Source organism: Pimelobacter sp. 30-1 (assembly GCF_018831735.1).
In the GTDB taxonomy this organism is placed as follows: domain Bacteria; phylum Actinomycetota; class Actinomycetes; order Propionibacteriales; family Nocardioidaceae; genus Nocardioides.
Genome location: NZ_NHTS01000001.1, coordinates 697,264 through 714,316, shown reverse-complemented (window position 1 = coordinate 714,316; position 17,053 = coordinate 697,264). Strand labels below are relative to the sequence as shown.

At 73.5% G+C, this 17,053-nt stretch carries 16 protein-coding genes and 1 pseudogene; 9 read left to right on the top strand and 8 right to left on the bottom strand.

Annotated features, from left to right (window positions below):
* Positions 1-19 precede the first annotated feature (19 nt).
* From CCO04_RS03395 to CCO04_RS03365, 7 genes are all read left to right on the top strand, one after another.
* The gene (locus CCO04_RS03395; protein ID WP_215812671.1) at positions 20-394 is read left to right on the top strand and encodes a YciI family protein; all 375 of its coding nucleotides are present in this window, start codon (positions 20-22) and stop codon (positions 392-394) included.
* A 62-nt stretch (positions 395-456) separates the two neighbouring features.
* Positions 457-1,719 (top strand): RNA polymerase sigma factor, encoded by a 1,263-nt coding sequence (locus CCO04_RS03390; protein WP_215812670.1) that lies wholly within the window; start codon positions 457-459, stop codon positions 1,717-1,719.
* Between the two features lie 9 nt (positions 1,720-1,728).
* Positions 1,729-2,520, top strand: coding sequence for an IclR family transcriptional regulator (locus tag CCO04_RS29620; RefSeq protein WP_215812669.1), 792 nt, complete (start codon positions 1,729-1,731; stop codon positions 2,518-2,520).
* Positions 2,521-2,566: 46 nt separating this feature from the next.
* Positions 2,567-3,997: an aldehyde dehydrogenase family protein gene (locus tag CCO04_RS03380; protein ID WP_215812668.1), complete on the top strand. Its 1,431-nt coding sequence runs from the start codon at positions 2,567-2,569 to the stop codon at positions 3,995-3,997.
* The gene (locus tag CCO04_RS03375; RefSeq protein WP_215812667.1) at positions 3,994-5,139 is read left to right on the top strand and encodes a cupin domain-containing protein; all 1,146 of its coding nucleotides are present in this window, start codon (positions 3,994-3,996) and stop codon (positions 5,137-5,139) included. The genes CCO04_RS03380 and CCO04_RS03375 overlap by 4 nt, the downstream gene beginning before the upstream one ends.
* Positions 5,139-5,969 (top strand): fumarylacetoacetate hydrolase family protein, encoded by an 831-nt coding sequence (locus CCO04_RS03370; protein WP_215812666.1) that lies wholly within the window; start codon positions 5,139-5,141, stop codon positions 5,967-5,969. The genes CCO04_RS03375 and CCO04_RS03370 overlap by 1 nt, the downstream gene beginning before the upstream one ends.
* The gene (locus CCO04_RS03365) at positions 5,969-6,601 is read left to right on the top strand and encodes a maleylpyruvate isomerase family mycothiol-dependent enzyme (protein ID WP_215812665.1); all 633 of its coding nucleotides are present in this window, start codon (positions 5,969-5,971) and stop codon (positions 6,599-6,601) included. The genes CCO04_RS03370 and CCO04_RS03365 overlap by 1 nt, the downstream gene beginning before the upstream one ends.
* A 9-nt stretch (positions 6,602-6,610) precedes the next feature.
* On the opposite strand, the gene CCO04_RS03360 is transcribed toward CCO04_RS03365, so the two are convergent.
* From CCO04_RS03360 to CCO04_RS03325, 8 genes are read right to left on the bottom strand one after another with little or no spacing between them, the layout of a single operon-like run.
* Positions 6,611-7,453, bottom strand: coding sequence for a fumarylacetoacetate hydrolase family protein (locus tag CCO04_RS03360; RefSeq protein ID WP_215812664.1), 843 nt, complete (start codon positions 7,451-7,453; stop codon positions 6,611-6,613).
* A gap of 18 nt (positions 7,454-7,471) precedes the next feature.
* Positions 7,472-8,236 carry an IclR family transcriptional regulator gene (locus CCO04_RS03355; protein ID WP_215812663.1) on the bottom strand — a complete coding sequence of 255 codons (765 nt, stop codon included), beginning with the start codon at positions 8,234-8,236 and terminating at the stop codon, positions 7,472-7,474.
* Positions 8,233-9,120 carry an alpha/beta fold hydrolase gene (locus CCO04_RS03350; RefSeq protein WP_215812662.1) on the bottom strand — a complete coding sequence of 296 codons (888 nt, stop codon included), beginning with the start codon at positions 9,118-9,120 and terminating at the stop codon, positions 8,233-8,235. The genes CCO04_RS03355 and CCO04_RS03350 overlap by 4 nt, the downstream gene beginning before the upstream one ends.
* Positions 9,117-10,064: a hypothetical protein gene (locus CCO04_RS03345; RefSeq protein WP_215812661.1), complete on the bottom strand. Its 948-nt coding sequence runs from the start codon at positions 10,062-10,064 to the stop codon at positions 9,117-9,119. Before CCO04_RS03345 ends, CCO04_RS03350 begins: the two co-directional genes overlap by 4 nt.
* 42 nt (positions 10,065-10,106) lie before the next feature.
* A complete protein-coding gene (locus CCO04_RS03340) occupies positions 10,107-10,457 on the bottom strand; it encodes a DoxX family membrane protein (RefSeq protein ID WP_215812660.1) in 351 nt (116 codons plus the stop codon).
* Positions 10,450-11,760, bottom strand: coding sequence for a Rieske 2Fe-2S domain-containing protein (locus tag CCO04_RS03335; RefSeq protein ID WP_215812659.1), 1,311 nt, complete (start codon positions 11,758-11,760; stop codon positions 10,450-10,452). Before CCO04_RS03335 ends, CCO04_RS03340 begins: the two co-directional genes overlap by 8 nt.
* A 24-nt stretch (positions 11,761-11,784) precedes the next feature.
* Positions 11,785-14,001, bottom strand: a complete 2,217-nt coding sequence (locus tag CCO04_RS03330) for a hydantoinase B/oxoprolinase family protein (RefSeq protein WP_215812658.1) — start codon at positions 13,999-14,001, stop codon at positions 11,785-11,787.
* Complete coding sequence (locus CCO04_RS03325; RefSeq protein WP_215812657.1) at positions 13,998-16,106, bottom strand: hydantoinase/oxoprolinase family protein; 2,109 nt, start codon at positions 16,104-16,106, stop codon at positions 13,998-14,000. Before CCO04_RS03325 ends, CCO04_RS03330 begins: the two co-directional genes overlap by 4 nt.
* On the opposite strand from CCO04_RS03325, the pseudogene CCO04_RS30080 reads away from it, so the two are divergent.
* Together CCO04_RS30080 and CCO04_RS30075 are read left to right on the top strand one after the other, a co-directional pair.
* Positions 16,029-16,649 (top strand): annotated as a pseudogene (locus tag CCO04_RS30080) (class II aldolase/adducin family protein); the annotation flags it as partial. The gene CCO04_RS03325 and the pseudogene CCO04_RS30080 sit on opposite strands and share 78 nt — an antisense overlap.
* The gene (locus tag CCO04_RS30075) at positions 16,532-17,047 is read left to right on the top strand and encodes a class II aldolase/adducin family protein (protein ID WP_256448389.1); all 516 of its coding nucleotides are present in this window, start codon (positions 16,532-16,534) and stop codon (positions 17,045-17,047) included. The pseudogene CCO04_RS30080 and the gene CCO04_RS30075, both read left to right, overlap by 118 nt.
* The last annotated feature ends 6 nt before the right edge of the window (positions 17,048-17,053 follow it).

The following is a 17,053-nucleotide window of genomic DNA, read 5'->3' as shown; positions in this document are numbered from 1 at the left end:
GAACGAAGGACTGATCCGCATGACGCGCTACATGGGTCTGGTGAAGATGGCCGAGGGCATCACCGAGCCCCCGCCGCAGGCGCTGATGGACGCGATGGACGTGTTCATCGCCAAGTCCGCCGCCAACGGGAGCTTCCTCGACGGTGGCGGTCTCTTCGGGACCGAGGACGCGGTCAACTTCGTCATCCGCAAGGGTGAGATGACCCGCGTCGACGGTCCCTACGCCGAGGCCAAGGAGGTCGTCGGCGGCTGGGCGCTCCTGCAGTTCGAGAACGAGGAGGACGCCGTGGAGAACATGCGCGAGATGGCGCAGCTCCACGTCGAGCACTGGCCCGAGCAGGAGCTGGTGATCACCCTGCGCCAGGTCTCCGAGGGTCCCCCGCCCAGCGAGTGAGACCGCGGAGTGCCGGGTCCCTGCGGACCCGGCGCTCCCAGGACCCGCCCTAGGCTGGCCTCATGCCCGAGGTCAGCCCGTCCGACGCCGTCGTCGAGGTCTGGCGCCGGGAGGCGCCGCTGCTCATCGCGGCGCTGACCCGGCTGACCCGGGACGTCTCCCTGGCCGAGGACCTCGCCCAGGACGCCTTCGTGACCGCGCTCGAGCAGTGGCCGGACACGGGCGTCCCGGCCAACCCGGCAGCGTGGCTGATGACGACGGCCAAGCGGCGGGCCATCGACGCCTTCCGGCGCGCCGACACGCTGCGGCGCAAGACCGAGGAGCTCGAGCGGACCGCCGGAGAGGCGGACCCCATGCCCGACCTGGACGCGCACGTCGACCACATCGAGGACGACGTCCTGCGCCTGATGTTCCTGTGCTGCCACCCGGCACTCACCCCCGAGTCCCGCGCGGCCCTGACCCTGCGGATGGTCGGCGGCCTGACCACGACCGAGATCGCCCGCGGCTTCCTGGTCCCCGACGCGACCATGGGCCAGCGGATCTCGCGGGCCAAGCGCACGCTGACCGCCTCCGGCGCCCAGCTCGAGATGCCCACCGGCGCCGACCGGACCGCGCGGCTCGACGACGTGATGGCGGTCGTCTACCTCGTCTTCAACGAGGGGTACGCCGCCACCTCCGGCGACGAGTGGGTCCGCCCGGACCTCGCCGCCGAGGCGATCCGGCTGGCCCGGATGCTCGCCGAGCTGGCGCCCGACGAGCCCGAGGTGCACGGCCTCCAGGCGCTCCTCGAGCTCCAGGGCTCCCGGCTGTCCGCGCGCACCGACGCCGCCGGCCGGCCGGTCCTGCTCGACGACCAGGACCGCGACCGCTGGGACGCCCTGCTGATCCGCCGCGGTCTCGCCGCGCTCGGCCGGGCCGAGGCGATCGCCACCCGCGGCGTCCCCATCGGCCGGTATGTCGTCCAGGCCGCCATCGCCGCCGAGCACGCCAAGGCGACCACGCCGTCCGACACCGACTGGCCCCGCATCGCCCGCATGTACGACGTCCTGGCCCAGGCCGCGCCCGGCCCGGTCGTCGAGGTCAACCGGGCGGTGGCCCACGGCCGCGCGGCCGGCCCCGACGCGGGCCTCGCCGTGCTCGCGGCGCTGCCGCCGGACGCGCTGCCCGACTCCCCGCTGGTGCCCAGCGTCCGCGGTGACCTGCTCGCGCGCGCCGGGCGGGCCGACGAGGCGGCGGCGGAGTTCGCCGAGGCGGCCCGTCGTACCCGCAACGCGGGCGAGCGGGCGCTGCTGGAGCAGCGCGCCGCCGCCGGCCGGCTGACGTAGGGTTCGAGCGTGCGGCAGGTCAAGGTCGTCAAGCAGCCTCCCTACGCGGTGGGATCGGTCGACAAGGCCCTGCGCGTGATCATGCTGCTCCAGGAGCGCGACAGCGTCCGGCTCGCCGACGTCGCCGAGCTGCTCGGCACGTCGCCCTCGACGGCCCACCGGATCCTCTCGACGCTCGTCTACCGCGGGTTCGCCGAGCAGGACGCCTCGCACCGCTACCGCCTCGGCCCGCGGCTGCTGGGCGCGCGGCGCGAGGCCGACCACCTCGACGACCTGCTCCAGCGCCACCTGACGACGCTGCGCGAGGAGACCGGCGCGACCGTGAGCGCGATGGCGCTGGAGGGCCGTGCCGTGCGCATCCTGCGCACCGTGGTCGCCACCCGTGGCGACCACATCTCCGAGCGCACCGGTACGACGCTCCCCGCGGTCGAGGCCTCGTCCGGCAAGGCCCTGCTGGCCCAGCTCGCGCGCGCCGACCTGCACGCCCTGCTGACCGGGCACCACGCCGCCCGCCAGGGCGAGAGCATGACGCCGGCCCGGCTCGAGGCGCTCGAGGCCGAGCTCGCCCGGGTCCGTGACGAGGGCGTCGCCTACAACCTGCGCCGCACCGAGGTGGACCTGGTCGCGGTCGGCTGCGCCGTGCCCACGCGCACCCGAGCACCCTGGCTGGGGCTCGCCGTCTCGCTGCCCGTGACCGAGGCCGACGGCGTCCGCGACCCCCGGTTGCACGCGGCGCTCTGGGACACCGCCCTCCGGCTGGCCCGCGACCTCGACGCCGAGGCGCCACTGGATTCTGCATGACGGAAGGTGCGGGAGCCCGACCCGAGGCGTCCGTACGTTCCACCGCATGGCTGACCCCGCACTGCACTACATCAACGGCGAGCTCGTCGGCTCGGCCGCGAGCGGCACGGCGACCGATCCCGCCACCGGCGCCCCGATCGGCACCTTCGCCGACGGCGGCGCCGACGACGCAGCCGCCGCCGTCGCCGCGGCCCGCGCGGCCTTCGACCGCACCGAATGGTCCCGCGACCGCGCGCTGCGCCACCGCGTCCTGCTCCAGATGGCCGACCTGCTGGAGCAGCGGTCCGGGGCGTTCATCGAGGCGCTGGCCCGCGAGAACGGCAAGACGCTCGCCGAGGCCGGCTTCGAGATCAGCCTGACGATCCCCAAGCTGCGCTACTACGCCGCCCTGACGCTGACCGAGGCCGGCCGCGCGGCCGAGGTCGCCCCCGGGCTGATCCAGCGCAGCGTGCCCCAGGCCGCCGGTGTCGCCGGCGTGATCGTGCCGTGGAACTCCCCCGTCGTCCTGGCCGTCCGCTCGTTCGCGCCGGCTCTGGCCGCGGGCTGCACGGTCGCCATGAAGCTGCCCGCCCAGACCGGTCTGGTCAACGGCATGCTGCACCAGCTCCTCGCCGACACCCCCGACCTGCCGGCCGGCGTCGTCAACTCCGTCACCGAGTCCGGCTCGGCGCTGGCCGAGCTGCTCGTCGCCTCGCCCGACGTCGACGTGATCAGCTACACCGGCAGCACCCAGGTCGGCCGGATCATCATGGCCGGCGCCGCGGCCCGGCTGAAGCGGGTCTCGCTCGAGCTCGGCGGCAAGTCGCCGATGATCGTGTTCCCCGACGCCGACCTCGACGTCGTCGTCCCGACCCTCACCGCGGCGGTGACGACCTTCGCCGGCCAGTTCTGCATGACCGGCAGCCGGATCCTCGCCCACGCCGACATCGCCGACGAGCTCGCGAGCCGCCTGGTCGCGTCGCTGTCCGCGGTCACCGTCGGCCCCGGCACCGACCCGGCCAGCCAGATGGGCGCCATGATCGACGCCGCCAACGCCGCCCGGGTCGACGCGACCGTCCAGGCCGCGCTCGACGACGGCTCGGCCACCGCGCTGCTGCGCGGCGGTCAGCGCGCGGGCACGGCGTTCTACGAACCCAGCCTGCTCGCCGTCGGCGACGTCACCGCGCCGATCGTCCAGCACGAGGTCTTCGGCCCGGTGGCCACCTTCGAGACGTTCACCGACGAGGACGACGCGGTCGCCCGCGCCAACGCCACCGACTACGGCCTGGCCGCCTCGATCTGGAGCCGGGACGTCGACGTACCCGCCCGGGTCGGCCGCCGGCTCGAGGCCGGCACGGTCTGGACCAACGCGTGGGCGGTGGTCACCGACTTCTTCGAGGAGGGCGGCTTCAAGCAGTCCGGCGTCGGCCGGCTCAACGGCGTCGCGGCGCTCGGGGAGTTCCAGGAGATCAAGACCTACGTCCAGGCGTACGCATGAGCACCGCGGCCTCCCCCCTCCACATCGCCGCCGTCGAGTCCCCCGACCAGCCGGTCGTCAGCCCCGCCCTCGTCGAGCTCTACCGCGGCTTCGAGAGCGAGCTGCTCGTCCCGCTCTGGACCGAGATCGGCGACCTGATGCCGGCCCACCCGCGCTCCCGCGCGGTGCCGCACCGCTGGCGCTGGCAGGCGCTGCGCGCGCTGGCCGAGCAGGCCGGCGACCTGGTCCCGGTCGGCCGCGGTGGCGAGCGCCGGGCGATCGCCCTGGCCAACCCGGCCCTCGGCGGACGCCCGTTCGCGACCCCGACCCTGTGGGCCGCGATCCAGTACCTCATGCCCGGCGAGGACGCCCCCGAGCACCGGCACACCCAGCACGCCTTCCGGTTCGTCGTCGAGGGCTCCGGGGTCTGGACGGTCGTCGGCGGCGACGCCGTCCCGATGAACCGCGGCGACTTCCTCCCCCAGGCCGGCTGGAACTGGCACGCCCACCACAACGCCACCAGCGAGCCGATGGCGTGGATCGACGGCCTCGACATCCCCCTCCAGTACGTCGTCGACGCCCAGTTCTTCGAGTTCGGCCGCGACACCATCAGCGAGGCCGAGCGGATCACCCCCGAGCGCTCGCGCTCCGAGCGGCTCTGGGCCCACCCCGGCCTGCGCCCGCTCGCGGCGACGCCCACCGGCCCCGGGACGCCGCTGCTGTCCTACAAGTGGGAGCACACCGACCGGGCCCTGGCCGACCAGCTCGCGCTGGCCACCGACGGCCAAGCCGGCTGCGTCGCGCCCGGGCACGCCGCCGTCCGCTACACCGACCCCGCCACCGCGGGCGACGTGCTGCCCACGATCCGCGCCGAGATGCACCGGATCACCCGCGGCACCGAGACCGCGCCGGTGCGCGAGACCGGGTCGTCGGTCTACCAGGTCTTCGACGGCTCCGGCACGGTCACCGTCGGCGACGCCACCTGGACCGTCACCCGCGGCGACCTGTTCGTCGTCCCCTCGTGGCTCCCGTTCTCGGCCCGCTCCGAGGCCGGGGCGTCCGACTCCGACTCCGGAGCCCTCGACCTCTTCCGCTTCTCCGACGCGCCCGTCTTCGAGGCGCTCCGGCTCCACCGCACCCAGACCCACAGCAAGGACGACTGATGAAGCTCGCCACCCTCCGTACCTCCACCGGCACCCGCGCGGTCCGCCTCGACGGCGACCTCCTGGTCGACCTCGGGTACGCCGACCTCGGCGCCTACCTGGCCGCCGGATCCCCCGAGGCGCCGGCCGGCGCGACGAGCGGCGCGACCACCTGGCCGGTGGCGGACGCCGACTTCGCGCCCGTCGTACCGAACCCGGCGAAGGTGATCTGCGTCGGCCACAACTACACCAACCACATCAAGGAGATGGGGCGCGAGCTGCCGGCGTACCCGACGCTCTTCACCAAGTTCGCCGACAGCCTGATCGGTGCCGGTGACCCCCTGCGGGCGCCGGCCGAGTCGTCCGACATCGACTGGGAGGTCGAGCTGGTCATCGTGATCGGCCGGGAGGTGCGCCGCGCCTCCGCGAGCGAGGCCGAGGCCGCGATCGCCGGCTTCACGGTCATGAACGACATCTCGATGCGCGACTGGCAGTTCCGCACCATCGAGTGGACCCAGGGCAAGATCTGGGAGGCCTCCACCCCGGTCGGGCCCTACCTGGTCACGCCCGACGAGGTCGGCGGCGTCCGGCCCGCGCTCCGGGTCTCGACCACGGTCGACGGCGAGCTCGTGCAGTCCGACGACACCGGCACGCTGCTCTTCGACCCGGTTGCGCTCGTGCAGTACATCTCGACGATCACGACGCTGCGCCCCGGCGACCTGATCGCCACCGGCACCCCGGCCGGCGTCGGCCACGCCCGCGACCCCCAGGTCTACCTGCGCCCGGGCCAGACCGTGGTGGCGGCCATCGACGGTCTCGGCGCGTGCACCACGCTGGTCGAGGCGGGCTGATGGCGCGAGCGGCGGCGACCGCGCTGACCTGGATGCAGGACGGCACCTCGCTCTTCCTCGACGCCGTCGACCACCTGGGCGAGAACGACTACGCCGCGCCGAGCGGGCTGCCCGGGTGGTCCCGCGCCCACCTGGTCGCCCACGTGGCGGCCAACGCCGACGCTCTGCGCAACCTCGTCCACTGGGCGGCCACCGGTGTCGAGACGCCGATGTACGCCTCGCTCCAGCAGCGTGCCGACGACATCGCCGCCGGCGCGCTGCGGGCGCCGGCGGACCTGCGCTTCTGGGCGCACTCGTCGGCGGCGGCGCTGGCCGGCGACCTGGGCGGCCTCGGCGGTCTCGACGAGGCGCCGTGGCAGGCGCCGGTGGTCACCGCGCAGGGACGCACGGTGCCCGCCACCGAGATCCTCTGGATGCGCGCGCGGGAGGTGTGGATCCACGCCGTGGACCTCGCCACCGGGATCGGCTTCGCGGCGCTGCCCGCGGACTTCCTCGACGAGCTCGTCGCCGAGATCGTGGCCCGGCGCGGGTTGGACGCCGTCCCGGCCGGGCCCCGGCCCGACGTCGCGGCCTACCTGGCGGGACGGCCGCACGGACTCACCGGTGCGGCCGCCCTCGGTCCCTGGCTCTGAGGCCAGGGATCAGCGCAGGACCTGGCGGATCTCGCCGATCCCCTCGACCCGCGACACCAGGACGTCGCCCGCGGCGAGGTAGCGCGGAGGCGTCCGGCCCATGCCGACGCCGTCGGGCGTGCCGGTGAAGATCACGTCGCCCGGGTAGAGCTCGACCACGCGCGAGAGCTCGGCGATCGTGCTCGGGATGCTCGAGATCAGGTGCCGGGTCCGGCCGTCCTGGACGACCTCGTCGTTGACCGTGCAGCTGAGCCGCAGGTCGTCGGGGTTGACGAGCTCATCGGGCGTCACCAGCCACGGGCCGACCGGCGCGAAGCCGGCGAACGACTTCCAGAGGCTGAACTGCGGAGCGGGTCCGGCGAGCTGCCGGGCCCGCTCGGACAGGTCCTGGCCGACGCTGAGACCGGCCACGGCCGACCAGGCGTCGGCCTTGGTCAGGTCCCGGCCGCCGTAGCCGAGGATCGCGACCACCTCGACCTCCCAGTCGATGTCGCCCTCGGGCAGGTCGACGACGACGTCCGCGCCGGTCAGGCTGCTCGCGAACTTGGTGAAGACCGGCGGCAGTCCCTCGGGCCGGCCGAGGCCGGTCTCGTCGGCGTGCGCCGCGTAGTTGAGCCCGATCGCGAAGATCTGGCGGGGGCGCGGCGACGGGCAGCCGAGCGCCTCGCGGCGCACGGGGACGTCCCACACGGGCTCCCACTCGTCGTACCAGGCGACGAGCTCGGGCCAGCGCGGGTAGAGCAGCGCGGGGTCGGCGTCGAAGAGCCCGGCGCTGGCGGTGGCCAGGTCGGCGGCCGTCGTACCGTCGGGACTGACGAGGACCGCACGGTCCTCGTGGTGGGCGATGCGCATGGATCTGTTCTCTCTGGGTCAGGGTCGCGGCCGGCGCCGTTGCGCCAGCGCGACCGATGCATTGTGGGCGAGCAGGCGGAGCTCGCGCACGTGGCGGGTGAACTCACGGGGGGCGTTCTCGCGCTCGACCGTCATCGCCGCGACCACGCGGCCCAGGGGGTCGAGCACGGGCGCGGCGATCGCGTAGTGGCTGAGCCGGTGCTCCTCCATCTCGGTGGCATAGCCCTGGGCCCGGATCAGGCTGAGCTCGGCGCGCAGCTTGCGCGGGTCGACGATCGTCTGCGGGGTGTAGCGCGGCAGCCGGGCGGCGACGATCCGCTCGACCAGGCTGGGCGGGGAGAACGCGAGGATCGCCTTGCCCATCGCCGTGCAGTGCACGGGGATCCGCTGGCCGTCGCGCAGCGGGTTCTCGGCGTGGACGTCGGTCGAGGCCTCCAGCAGGTAGAGGACCTCCTCACCGTCGAGCATGCCGAGCGCGACGGTGCCCTGGGACTGGTCGCGCAGGATCCGCAGGAACGGCTTGATCTGGCGCCGGATGACCCGCACCCGCGGCACCAGCTCGCCGAGCTCGAAGAGCCGCGGCCCGAGCTGGTACGCGCGGTCGGCGTGCTCCAGCACCCGGTGCCGGACCAGCGCCTGGGCGAGCCGGTAGACCGTCGTCTTGGGCAACCCGGTCCGGGTCACCAGCTCGCCCAGGGTCAGGCTGTCCTGGTCGTGCCCGAAGGCGTCGAGCAGGACGAACAGCCGGTCCAGGTAGGAGTCGGCACCGTCGGGAGAGGTCACGGCGCGGCCGCGACCGTCCCGCCCGCGACGACCTGGTCGAAGAACGCCAGGATCCTCTCGTTGACGGCGTCCGGGCGGTCGTTCTGGCACTGGTGCCCGCAGTCCTCGAGCTCCTCGTAGACCGCGTGCGGCAGCATCGCGGCGAGCTCGCGGGCCTGGCTGATCGGCGCGAACTTGTCGTCGAGGCCCCACAGCACGTGCTGCGGGAAGGTCGCCGTCTCGAGGCGGCCCCGGAGCGAGAACCGCTGCCACAGGTTCGGGTCCGTGGCGAGCCGGCGCTGGTAGGCGCCCATCGAGCGCCAGGCGTCCATCGCGGCCGGCTCGGCGGCGATCTTGACCCGGGCCTTGACCAGCTCGTCACTGGGCGGGGTGTGCAGCAGGCCCTCGAGGAAGGCGCGCAGCGGCGCCTCGGTGCCGTCGAAGGCCTTGAGCGCCTGGCGGGCCGGCAGGTGGTCGGGGTTGGCGATCCCCATCGCGTAGGCGACCGTGCCCGACGAGAGCGTGAACAGGCCGAGCACCTGGTCGGGGTTGTCGAGCGCGAACTTCGTGGCGACGTACGCGCCGGCGGAGTTGCCGACCAGGCCGACCGCCTCACCACACAGGGTGTCGACGAAGTCGCGCAGCTGGCGCGCGTGGGCCTCGTGGGAGAAGTCCGCGCCCTTGGGCCGGTCGGACCAGCCGTAGCCGTAGAGGTCGGGGGCCAGCACCCGGTAGCGCTCGGCGAGCGCCGGGATCGTGGCGGGCCAGGAGAACCGGGCGGCCGCGCCCGGTCCACCGCCGTGGAGCAGCACGACCGGCGTTCCTTCGCCCGCCTCGAGGTAGTGGGTACGCCGGCCGTCGGAGAGCCGCACGAAGCGGCTGCTCCAGCCCGGGGCCGCGCTCACGACAGCGTCCACTGGCCCACGGCCATGCCGAGCACCGCACGGTAGAACGGCTCGTACTCCAGGAAGTCCGGCTCGACGCCGTCGCCGACCGCACCGGCCAGGACGACGGTCTGGCGCAGCTCGACCTGGCCGTTGGCCAGCAGGTCGTCCGAGGTGAGCTCGGCCAGGCGCGAGCCCTGGCCGGCCCGGAGGTCCGCGACGACCTGGCGGTCGAAGTCGGCGCTGATCGAGCCCAGCGTGAACGGACCCTCGTAGTGCTTCCACGGGTAGCCGGCGGTGAAGTGCGAGAAGCCGCCCGAGGAGTAGAGCATCACCTTGCGGTCGGGGGCGTAGGACTCGATGGCCTCGCGGATCAGCTGGCCCACGCGGTAGCAACGGCTCGGGTTGGGCCCCGGGTGGTGGATCGAGTTGAGGAAGACCAGCACGACGGTGGTCTCGCCCTCGGGGTCCAGGTAGCGCAGCGGCTCGTAGTGGGCGTGGTCGCGCAGCCGTCCGTCCGCGAAGCCCTCGGTCCAGGCCATGTCGACGTCGGCCGCGACGCAGGTCTCGAGGATCCGGCGCGAGAGCTCCTGGTCGGAGCGGTAGGTGACCGGGTCGCCGGACTCGCCGGTGATCGTGAACTCCGCACCCGTGTAGACCGCGAACTGCGGACGCAGCGGGTCGGTGAAGTTCTCGTCCTGGTCGTCACCGACGAGCACGAGGACGTCGGGCCGGTCGGCGCGCACGGACTCGCGCAGCGCCTCGAAGCCGGCCTTGATCGGCGCGTGCCGGACCAGGTTGTCGGCCAGGGTCTCGGCGAGCGCCTCGGGCTGCTCATCCGGCGCCGGTACGCCGTTGAGCCGCTCGTAGTTGCGCCGGGTGGCCTGGCGCCGGCGGTCCCAGTCGTCAGGGGTCAAGAACGCGTAGGCGTGCGAGGACACCATCGCCTTGGTCAGGTTGGACATCTCTCTCGTTCCTCTTGGTGGGCCACCTCGTGGCCGGGTGGGTCAGGGCAGGGCGAGCAGCAGCAGGCCGCCCAGGACGGCGGTGTTCTTGATGACCTGGGTCAGCTCGCGGCTGCGCTCGGCGCCGTCGGCGGCGCGCCAGAAGGCATGGCCGCCGACGGTCGTCAGCGCGAGCAGCACGATCAGGGCGGAGGCCACCCAGGTGCGCTGCCAGCCGGTGACGAGGACCAGGCCGAGCAGCACCATCGCGATGCCGTTGGCCCGGACGGCGAGCAGCGGCGGGTTGCCGAACCACGCCGCCTTGGCGCGGCGCGGCTCCGGGTCGCGGGCCGTGGCGGCACCGTTGACCACGAACAGCAGCGCGATCAGCGCCCGGGCGACGAGCTCACCCACGGGCGGCTTCCTCGACCCGGCGCCGGTCGGCGACCTCGGCCGCGATCCGGCGCGGGTCCTCGCCCTCGGCGATGACCTGGGCGATCACGTTGATCTCGGGGAAGCCGTTGTCCTCGGGCCGGTGCACCGTGCCGGGCGCCGGCTCGCCGGCGTCGATCCGCTTGATCGCGTCGAGCATCGAGCGGCGCAGCGCGATGACCGACCGGTCGCTGTAGCCGAGGTTCTCCTGGAGCCGGTCCTGGATGGCGCCGCCGGACTCGCAGATCACGGCGTCGTGGATCTCGAAGCCCAGCCCGAGCCCGTTGGTCGGCAGCGCACTGGCCATCTGCGGCCGGTTCTGCAGATGGTGGTTGGCGCGGGTGCGCTTCATCCGGTAGCCGGGCAGCAGCTCGTCGACACCGACGAGCGCCTTGGCCAGGCGCGCCTTGTCGACCGCCTCGTCGCGGCGGAAGACCAGCACGAACTTCCAGTGGTTCTCGTCGTCGACCGGAACGTGCCAGTGCACCTGGTGGCCGCCGATGCCCTGGACCGCCCCCGGGAAGACCGCGACGTTGGGCAGCAGGAAGGACTGGATCTTGAGGTACCTGCCCTCGGGCGCCTTCCGGGTGGTGAACTCGGTGAACCCGTAGTCGGTGTACTCCACCTCCATCTCGGGCGCCTTGTCCTCGTTGATCAGCTCGACGGCGTTCTTGGACCCGCCCGGCGCGCTCTTCTCCAGCTCCTGGTGGCTGTGGGTCTCCTCGGGGTAGAAGACGTGGAGGAAGCCGAGGTGCGACTGGTCGAGGTTGCCCTCGTTGGCCTGCAGGTGGTTGCACTCGTGGAACACCTTGGTCACGAAGGTGTTCTCCTCGTCGTAGCGGAGGAACTCGTAGTCGGGGAACTCCGGCGGCTCACCCTCGCCGAGGTAGGCGAACAGCAGCCCGGCCCGCTCGACGACCGGCGGCGCGTGCAGCCTGATCCGGTCGGCGAAGCCGCGGCCCTCGGGCTCGGGCGGCTGCTCGACGCACTGGCCGGTCACGTCGTACTTCCAGCCGTGGTAGAGGCAGCGCAGGCCCTCGGGCTCGCACACGCCGTAGCTCAGGTCGGCGCCGCGGTGGGCGCAGAGCCGCGCCATCAGCCCCGGTACGCCGTCCGCGTTGCGGAAGGCGACGTAGTCCTCACCGAGGATCGTCAACGGCAGCGGCGCCTTGTTGTCGACCTCCTCGGACAGCGCGACGGGCTGCCAGTAGCGCCTCATCAGCCGGCCACAGGGGTCCTGCGGGCCGGTCCGGATCAGCTGGTCCATCACATCCTGGGCGAACATGCTCGTTGTCTCCGTTCTCTGTCGCTACCGGCGGGCCGCGAACGCCTCGGTCAGCACGCCGACGGTGGTCAGGTCGACCTCGGCGCCGACCAGCGGCGGGTCGTCGGGGCGGGAGGTCTCGATCTCGAGGAGCCGGCCGCAGGCCGGGCAGGCGTACATCTGCGAGCGCAGGTCGCGGTGCAGCCGGATCTCGGTGCCGAGGTCGGGAGCGTCGATCGCCAGCACGCCGGCGTACTCCTTCCAGCTCTCGGCGGCGGGCGCCAGCGCGTGCCCGCACCGGCAGGCCACCACGGCGTCGTCGACCGTGCCCTCGATCCGCAGCGCGTCACCGAGCAGCGCGAGCGTCGGGCGCGGCTCGCCCGCGGCGGCGACCGGCCCCTCCTTGGCCCGCGGCCAGGCGCGGCGCAGGGCGCGCACCTCGTCGCGACGGGTCCGGGTGCGCTCCTCGTCGACCCGGCCGTCGGCGAGCACCACGCCGTAGATCTGGGTGGCGGTCTCCGCGCTGATGACCTCCTGGGCGAGGTCGGCCTGGACGTCGGCGGGGTCGCGCTCGATCGGGTCGCCCCAGCCGCCGCCGGCCTGGGGGAACCAGAAGAAGACGTCGCCGGCCTGGAGCATGAAGTCGGCGGTCTTGGCCTCGGTCTCCTCGACCGTGCCGGCCAGGCGGTCCATCTCGAGCGGCACCTCGCCGCCCTCGACGTGGGACCAGAAGTCGCTCCCCCGTACGACGACCCGCGCGTTGCAGCGCGCCGGGTAGCCGCCGAAGATCCCCGACGCCGTCGGCACCTCGAAGCCGTGCCCGCCGACCGCCGCGCGCAGCCAGTGCGCGTGGTGCAGCGTCATCGCCGCCGACGCGCTCTGCCCGCCACGCTGGCGCCCGGGTCCACCCGAGTCGGGCAGCAGCCGCCGGTAGAGCCACAGCAGCGGCATGATCATCTCCTGGGCCTCGACGTTGGGCACCTGGCAGTGGCTGATGCAGCGGTGCCCCTGGGGGCTCAGGCCGTCGCGGTGGGCGTAGGCGCCGCCGCCGGTCTGCATGGCGTCGAGCACGATCCAGCCCGAGTAGTCGCCGTACTGGTCGATGCCGTTGGGGCAGAACAGGTCGGTGCCGCCGGCCGGCGAGGCCTGCGCCTCGTTGATATAGGTCGGGTGCGTGGCCATCAGCTTGGACACGGCCTCGGTCGTGGTCATCTCGGCCATCCAGATGCCGCCGAGCGGACCCTGGCTGCACGCGGCGGGCGGGAGCGAGGTCAGCAGCGTGCGGTCGGGACAGACGATCTCGATCGCCCGCAGCGCCCCGGAGTTCCAGGGGATGTCGAAGGCCAGCAGCGGCAGCACCCCGGCGTAGACGCCCGCGAGCAGGCCGGTGCGGGTGCAGTTGACGAAGCCGTGGGCCTCGGGATCGGTGCCGGTGAAGTCGAAGCGCAGCGCGTCGCCGGTCTTGGTCAGCTCGAGGTTGACCCGGTGCAGCGTGTTGGTGTGGCCGTCGTGGTCGAGGTACGAGCGCGCCCGGAAGACGCCGTCGGGCAGCTCGCGCAGCCGCTCGCGCACCCGCGCCTCGCTCAGGTCGAGCAGCCGGTCCATCACCGACAGGACGGTGTCGAGGCCGTAGCGGGCGACGAGCTTGCCCAGCTCCGTCGTACCGACCCGGTTGGCGGCGATCAGGCCGCGCAGGTTGAGGCTGAGCGCGTCGGGCAGCCGGCTCATCCCGGTGATCATCGACCAGACGTCGGTGCGCACCTTGCCGCCGTCGACCAGCTTGACCGGCGGGATCTGGAGGCCTTCCTGGTAGATGTCGCGGGCCTGGGGCATGAAGCCGCCGTGCTCCATGCCGCCGATGTCGAGCTGGTGGCTGCACGCGCCGGCCCAGGCGACGAGCCGCCCGTCGTGGAAGATCGGCTGCAGGATGCCGATGTCGGGGGCGTGGAGCGCGCCCTTGTGGGGGCTGTTGAGCACGAAGCAGTCGCCCTCGTTGATGCCCGGGTCCTCGGCGCAGTCGGCGATGACGTGCTTGACCATCTCCGACATCGACGAGGCGTGGTAGATCACCGTGCGGCCCATCGCGACCAGCTGGCCGTCGGCACGGTAGAGACCGACGTTGAAGTCGTCGGCCTCGCTGACGATCGGCGAGCCGGAGACGGCCTTGAGGGCGACCGCCTGCTCGGTGTTGATGGACTCCAGGCGGTGCCGGATGACCTCGAAGGTGATCGGGTCGACGTCGGTCTGCTGCAGGGCGCTCATCGGGCGGCCTCCTCGGCGCTCGGGTCGGTGGGGATGTGGATCGAGAGGTCGCCGGAGGCGTGCATGAGGAAGGTCTGGCCGGGGCCGACCACGGCGGTCGTGCCGGGGTACTCGACGATCGCCGGGCCGGCGATCTCCTCGTCGAGGGGCACCTGGCCGGCCAGGTAGATCGGGGTGGTCACCGCGCCGCCGGCCTCGAAGAAGTAGACCTCGCGGGTCCGGACGGTGTCCGCGCTCTCCCAGTCGGGCCGGCGCCAGGCGACGTCCGGGGTCGGGATCATCCCGTCGACCCGGACCGTCGTCACCTCCACGCCGGAGCCCTTGAGCGCGGTACCCGCGCCGTAGATGCCCTCGTACTGCTCCTGGAAGCGCTCGACGAGCGCGTCGAGGCCCGCGGGCGTGAAGTCGTCGGCGCCGATCGGCACGTAGAGCTCGTGGACCTGGAGCCGGAAGCGCATGCCGACGTACCGGCTGATCTCGACGTCGTCGCCGAGCGCCGCCCGGGCCCGGCCCTCGAGCCGGCCGACGGCGTCGCCGAGCAGGCCGGGCTCGACGTGGTCGGCCAGGTGCTCGAAGCCGGCCGGCGTGTGCCGGCCGAAGGCGGCCGAGAACGAGCGCCGCCGGTCGGCCAGCGCGCAGCCGAGCGCGGAGTGCGCCGTCGCCGTGCTCGGTACGACGACGTGCCCGATGCCCGCGGTCGCGGCGAAGCGGTAGGCGTGGACCGGACCGGCCCCGCCGAACGCGAAGAGCGCGAACTCACGCGGGTCGTAGCCGGCCCGCAGCGTCGTGCTGCGCAGCACGTCGGCCATCTGGTTGTCGGCGACCTCGCGGATGCCGGCCGCGGCCTCGAGCACGCTGAGGCCGAGCGGACGGGCGACGTGCTCCTCGATCGCCTGCTCGGCGAGCGCCCGGTCGAGCGGCATCCGGCCGCCGAGGAAGTAGTCGGGGTCGATGACGCCGAGCACGACGTCGGCGTCGGTGACGGTCGGCAGCGTGCCGCCGCGGCGGTAGCAGGCCGGCCCGGGCTGGGCACCCGCGCTCTCGGGGCCGACGCTGAGGTGGCCGTCGCGGACCCGGGCGATGGAGCCGCCGCCGGCGCCGATCGCCTCGACCCGGATGCTGGTCAGCGCCACGTGGTAGCGGCCGACCGAGCGGCTCGCCTCGAGCACGGGCTCGCCGTCGAGCACCATGCCGACGTCGAAGCTCGTGCCGCCCATGTCGGTCGTGACGACCTTGTCCAGGCCCATCCGGCGGGCCAGCTTGGCCGAGGCGAGCACGCCGCCGGCCGGTCCGGAGGTGAGCAGGCCGGCGGACCGCTCGGCCGCCTCGGCCGCGGTCAGCACGCCGCCCGCGGAGTCCAGGATCGTCGCGGTGTCGCGCAGGCCCGCGGCCTGGACGGCCGCGTCGAGCCGGGAGACGTAGTCGTGGATGACCGGGCCCAGGTAGGCGTTGATCACCGTGGTCGAGGTCCGCTCGTACTCGCCCAGCACGGGGATCAGCTCGGAGGACAGGGTGACGTAGGCCCCCGGCGCCTCCTCGCGGATGAGCTCGCGCACCCGCTGCTCGTGGGCGTCGTTGCGGAAGGACCAGAGCAGGCTGACGGCGAAGGCGGTGACGCCCGCGTCGGCGTACGCGCGGATGGTGGCGCGGGTCCGCTCCTCGTCGAGCGGCACGATCACGGTGCCGGTGTAGTCGACGCGCTCGTTGACCTCGCCGACCTGCTCCGCCTCGATGATCGGCACCGGGAGCGAGCGCTGCGAGTAGTGCGATCCCTCCGCGACGGTCAGCCCGGTCCAGCTCGCCATCGAGCGCTGGAGGCGCAGGATGTCGGCGAAGCCGCGCGTCGTCAGCAGCGCCGTCGGCGCGCCCTGACGCTCGATGAAGGCGTTGGTCGCGGCCGTCGTCCCGTGCGCGAAGTAGCCGATCTGCTGCATCAGCCCAGCCAGGTCGCCGTCGGGCGCGGCCACGGCGAGCGCGTCGAGCACGCCCCGGGTCCGGTCCTCGGGCGTGGTCGGCGACTTCTGCACGTGCAGCGACCCGTCCGCGCCGATCAGCACCGCATCGGTGAAGGTGCCACCCACATCGGTTCCCGCTCGATAGTCCACGTTCTCTCCTCCTGTGGCGTCCATCACGTCGTGGGGGGAGCGTGCCGATGCGGGCCGGTCGCCTCCAACGGAGAGTTCCGCGTCGCGGTACCGACGGTGCCGAGAACGGGCGAATCTCTCCAAGAGGTTCCGCATCACGGAACTTTGTGGATCCGGTCACCTCGGCGTGGTGATGCGATCGGCGGCATCCCTCCCGTCCTGCCCCGAGGAGCCCCCGTGCCGAGCACCCGCCCCGCCCCTGACCCCGACCCCGCCGCCCTGCGCGAGGAGGTCGCGGTCGCCGGCCGGGTCCTCGGCCGCGAGGTCGGCGACGACTACGTCTGGGGGCACGTCTCGCTGCGCGATCCCGCGGGCCGCGGGGTGTGGATGAAGCGCAACGGCATCGGCCTGTCCGAGGTGGGCGCCGGCGACGTGCTGCTGGTCGGCTGGGACGGCACGGTGCTCGCCGGCGACGGGCCGCGGCACCTGGAGTACCCGATCCACACCGAGGTGCTGGCCGCGCGCGACGACCTCGCCGCGGTGGCCCACGTGCACCCCGCGGCCGCCGTCGCCTTCGCCACCCTCGGCGTCGACCTGCTCCCGCTCTCGCACGCGGCGACCCTGTTCGCGGACCGGCCCGTCGGCCGCTTCGACCGGACCGGCGACCTCATCGTCTCCCCGAGCTCGGCGCCGCCGTGGCTGCGTCGCTGGCCGGCACCGAGGCGGCCTTCCTGGTCAACCACGGGGTCGTCACCGTGGGGGCCACGCTGGGCGAGGCGGTGCTCCGCGCGGTCGTCCTCGAGGAGGCCTGCCGGGTGCAGCTCGCGGTCCTGGCCGCTGCGGGCGGCCGCGCCCCGGCCAGCTCGGACGCGGCCGAGGCACGCGCCAAGCGGGACCGGGTCTGGGGGCCTGCCAACCGGGAGCACGCCTGGCAGTACCTGCTGCGCCGGCACGCCACCTGAGCCGCG

What these genes read in the sequence shown, in the direction of transcription:
- CCO04_RS03330 (WP_215812658.1), bottom strand. Translation starts at nt 14,001, where the DNA reads ATGAGCGCCCTGCAGCAGACCGACGTCGACCCGATCACCTTCGAGGTC.
- CCO04_RS03375 (WP_215812667.1), top strand. Translation starts at nt 3,994, where the DNA reads ATGAGCACCGCGGCCTCCCCCCTCCACATCGCCGCCGTCGAGTCCCCC.
- CCO04_RS03395 (WP_215812671.1), top strand. Translation starts at nt 20, where the DNA reads ATGACGCGCTACATGGGTCTGGTGAAGATGGCCGAGGGCATCACCGAG.
- CCO04_RS03390 (WP_215812670.1), top strand. Translation starts at nt 457, where the DNA reads ATGCCCGAGGTCAGCCCGTCCGACGCCGTCGTCGAGGTCTGGCGCCGG.
- CCO04_RS03360 (WP_215812664.1), bottom strand. Translation starts at nt 7,453, where the DNA reads ATGCGCATCGCCCACCACGAGGACCGTGCGGTCCTCGTCAGTCCCGAC.
- CCO04_RS03345 (WP_215812661.1), bottom strand. Translation starts at nt 10,064, where the DNA reads ATGTCCAACCTGACCAAGGCGATGGTGTCCTCGCACGCCTACGCGTTC.
- CCO04_RS03365 (WP_215812665.1), top strand. Translation starts at nt 5,969, where the DNA reads ATGGCGCGAGCGGCGGCGACCGCGCTGACCTGGATGCAGGACGGCACC.
- CCO04_RS03335 (WP_215812659.1), bottom strand. Translation starts at nt 11,760, where the DNA reads ATGTTCGCCCAGGATGTGATGGACCAGCTGATCCGGACCGGCCCGCAG.
- CCO04_RS03370 (WP_215812666.1), top strand. Translation starts at nt 5,139, where the DNA reads ATGAAGCTCGCCACCCTCCGTACCTCCACCGGCACCCGCGCGGTCCGC.
- CCO04_RS03380 (WP_215812668.1), top strand. Translation starts at nt 2,567, where the DNA reads ATGGCTGACCCCGCACTGCACTACATCAACGGCGAGCTCGTCGGCTCG.